The organism is uncultured Campylobacter sp. (assembly GCF_938017615.1).
GTDB lineage: Bacteria > Campylobacterota > Campylobacteria > Campylobacterales > Campylobacteraceae > Campylobacter_B.
Genome location: NZ_CALIJA010000012.1, coordinates 1 through 3,855, shown reverse-complemented (window position 1 = coordinate 3,855; position 3,855 = coordinate 1). Strand labels below are relative to the sequence as shown.

Below are 3,855 nucleotides of genomic sequence, written 5' to 3'. Positions count from 1 at the left end.
CACCTGTGCTCTCAATAACAAAATCTATAAAATGATTTATATATTCAGCAACATAAAAACAAGAAATATTGAATTTGGGTTTTAAATTTAAAAGACGACCTATACTGCAAAATTTGCCATTTCTAGCGGCAGCATAACCAATATAGCCTCTTGCAGTAACTGTTATAAAATTTCCTTCATAATCAAAATCTGATGAATATCCATAAAGTCCGTTATCGCTTACGGCATTTGAGTAAATAGGATTTAAAAATTTATCTGTCTTAATGGGCGAAAAAGTCAATCTGTTTAAATCGCCACCTGCTGAAATTTCACAAATTTCACCAATTGTGGTGGTATGCCAATGGGGTTTGGGGGTGAGAAGTTGCTGGGCTGCGGCTTGTTTTATAGCACGTTTTTTGTCTAAAAGTTCGCACTTGGCGCTTATAAGATCGTCCATATCGCTTAGCACCTGCGCTATCCTTTCCTGCTCTGCCTTATCACTTGGTATTAAAAATTCAAAATTTTGAAATGTCGGCAATCTTAAAGAATCAACAGTTGCTTTTACTGTATTTTGTAGGGCATATTTCCCAAAAAACTCTTTTAGTGCAAAAAACACAAATTTTGCATCTATATTTTTATTAAAATCTCTAATTACATAAACACGCTGATGAGCATCAAATTTACCATTTATATAGTGATAAATGCTTCCTATTCCACCTTCACCGGGTATCAAAATCGCCTCACAGTCGTAGGAATAAGTATTTATCCGCTCTACGGTTGCCGAACGAACAAAAAACGGAAATTCTCCATCACTACTCTTGTCTTGGTTGTTGCGGGAGCCTGTTTTTATAAGCGAAATTTCACCAAGCTTTATAACTTTCCACCCATCAGGAATTTGACCTTCGTAAATTTGACTACTCATCTTGCTTTATCCATTGCGTCAAGGTGGGCTTTGACGCGAAGAGATAGATCGTTGGCGCGCGTTGTAAGCTCATCTAGTGTCTTATCGTAGCGAGCCGCAAGCGTGCTTATACGAGTTATTTTCTCCTGCACAGCTCGTTCTACGGTGGATAAAATTTGCTCTTTTAGTTCATTTAGCCATTTATCATCTACGACTAAGGTTTTTATCTCGTTCTCGTCAAGGGTTTTAAATTCGTCAAATACTTTTTGATTTAGCTCTCCAGTGGCGGCCTTTAGCGTGTTTTCGAGTTCTTTTTGGTTGGTTAGAATTTGAAGTGCTTTGTTGTAAATTTCTTGCTCATTTTTATCACTAGTTTGTTTTATAGCTTCTTTTAGGCTTTTTAGGGTTATCTTGTCTTTATCGTCATAGGCGTTTGATAGCTCGTCCTCCCCGAACTCATCTACAAAATTTATAAATTCATCTTGCTTTTTACTAACCTTGGTTTCAAGGAGCGAAATTTGATCTATATCTTGTGCAAAATAACGTTTTGCTATAAGCTCCGGCGGGATGATCTCGCTTATAAATTTCTTTGCATTTTTTCCTGAACCCAGGATTAGATTTGGCGTTTGTTTGTCGCCTTTTTCTAATTTGGTTAGGATGCGCACCGTTAGCCATCCGTTTTGTGCGATAGCATAAACGTCGTCGCTTAATGTATCTGCGACATAGTCCATAAAGACCTGGTAAACATCATAATCGCTCACTAGCTTAGTTTCTTTAAAGTGTTTTAAAAGGCTTTCGCCGTATGTTTTAATAAGCTCTTTTGGATGGTCTTTTTGTTTTATGGATTTTAGATCATTTTCATCGTGCCAATTCTCAAAATGCGATAAAATTTCGTTCTCAAATTTTGCATATTCGCTTGATGCTTGTATCGTTGCCTTTAGTTCGCCTGGGGCACAATTTGGCGAATAAAGCGAGCCGTTGGGGGTAAAAATTTTAGTTTTTGTTTGTGCAAAAATGCTCCAAAATTCGCCCAACTCATCAATGTCGCCCTTTGGGATACCGCCGCCGTATAAATGCGCATGCAGGTCTTGCGTATCTGCTTTGTCGGCACTATCGATATAACGCGGGATGTTTAGATTGTAGTCGTTTCGAGAAATTTCATCTAATGAAACTAAGCGGCTATAGCGTTCTAGCTCTTTTTGCGTCGTAAAGGTATCTACTATCTTGTGTATGTCTTGCTCGCGAAGGCGGTTTTTGTTGCCGTCTTTTATAAAGCCTTTTGAGGCATCTATCATAAATACGCTCCGACCACTTAAAACTTCGCCTTTTTCGTTAAATGTAGCGTCAAATGAATTTTGCTTATCTATAACTATAATACTTGCCGGTATACCGGTGCCATAAAATAGGTTTGTCGGTAGTCCGATGATGCCTTTTATAATGCCTTGGCGAAGTAGCTCTGTGCGGATACGAGCCTCTGCATCTCCGCGAAATAGCACTCCGTGAGGCAAGATGATAGCGCCTTTACCAGTGGTTTTAAGGCTTGCAATAAGATGGAGCAAGAATGCATAATCGCCATTTTTTTCTGGCGGAATGCCTATTTTAAAACGGCTGTAGATGTCTGTTGTTGGAACTATGCCGTTTGTCCAGGTTTTATTAGAAAACGGCGGATTAGCTACGGCAAAATCAAAACGTTTTAATATATTTTTATCTGTAAATGCAGGTTGAGCTATAGTATTTCCTTGGCGAATTTCGGCGGTGTCATTGCCGTGGAGTATCATATTCATACGAGCAAGTGCATAGGTGGCTACATCTATCTCTTGACCATAGATACTAAGTCCCAATTTTGACTGATTGGCGGCTTTAAGCAGGAGTGAGCCGGATCCACAAGTTGGGTCGTAAACCGTTATAGAACGGTTGGCGGTAGGCGGAATGCCTATGATTTGCGCCATGATGCGCGATACCTCAGCGGGGGTATAGAACTGTCCTTTTGATTTGCCGGATTCCGTCGCAAAATGGCGCATGAGATACTCGTATGCATCGCCCAGCAAGTCATCGCCCTCAGAGCTGTTTGACGAAAAGTCAAGGTTCTCAAAAATCGATACTAGCGTACTAAGCCTATCAACCAGCTCTTTGCCTTTGCCTAATTTATCCTCGTCGTTAAAATCAGCTTGATTTATAACGCCTTGAATGTCATTTGCTTCTGCGATAGAGGCTATCTTTTTGTTTAGCTCATCGCCTATGTTTGGTTTGTGTTTAAGTGTGACAATGCTTGCATAGTCAGTGCCTGTAGGCAGTTCTATAAGCGTGCTATCCTTGCGGTCTGAAATATATTTTAAAAATAAGAGCGTTAGAACATAGTTTTTGTAAAGGCTTGCGTCCATGCCGCCGCGCAGTTCATCGCAACTAGCCCAAAGCGATGAATAAAGTTCTGTCTTTTTGAGTGCCATATCTATTACCTAAGTTTTAAATTTTGAACGAAATTATAACATTACTGGTGTAAAAATTGGCATAAAATACATTAATGTGACTAATGTTTTCTAGGCCTACCTCTTTTATTTTTCTTTGCATAAGACCGCGCCTCAAAGCTCTAAAGCTTTTCCTGTCTTAACTGACTATGTTTTGTTTACCTTTGTACAAATAAGGTAGCACCTTCTCTTTTAAAATTTGTATTTTTTCTTTATCATTGTAGCAAATCCTGCCTAGTCCATCATGCTTATATTTCCCTAAATTACAATTATGAGAACATCCTTTACATTTGTGATATTGTTATCCCGGTAAAATCGCAAAGACGCTTGGCTATTATTGGTACTGTTTGCTCTCTACTGCTTTGTCCGTCCATAAAAATAACTACGTGAGCGTGTAGATGGTTATACCCGCAATCTCCTTGTTCCATTTTGACAAATATAACCTTTCAAATTTTAAATTTAACGACGATGAGCTTATGGTCTGCGATGAGCGATGTTTCTGGACAGAAA

2 protein-coding genes are annotated in these 3,855 nt (G+C 39.1%); both read right to left on the bottom strand.

Features of this window, described 5'->3' with window-relative positions:
• Positions 1-901: restriction endonuclease subunit S (locus Q0620_RS00520; protein WP_298782732.1), on the bottom strand; the 901-nt coding region annotated here is incomplete at its 3' end.
• The gene (locus Q0620_RS00515; protein ID WP_298782730.1) at positions 898-3,327 is read right to left on the bottom strand and encodes a type I restriction-modification system subunit M; all 2,430 of its coding nucleotides are present in this window, start codon (positions 3,325-3,327) and stop codon (positions 898-900) included. The genes Q0620_RS00520 and Q0620_RS00515, both read right to left, overlap by 4 nt.
• Positions 3,328-3,855: the final 528 nt, after the last annotated feature.

Coding starts and splice junctions, on each gene's coding strand:
- Q0620_RS00515 (WP_298782730.1), bottom strand. CDS start 3,327: ATGGCACTCAAAAAGACAGAACTTTATTCATCGCTTTGGGCTAGTTGC.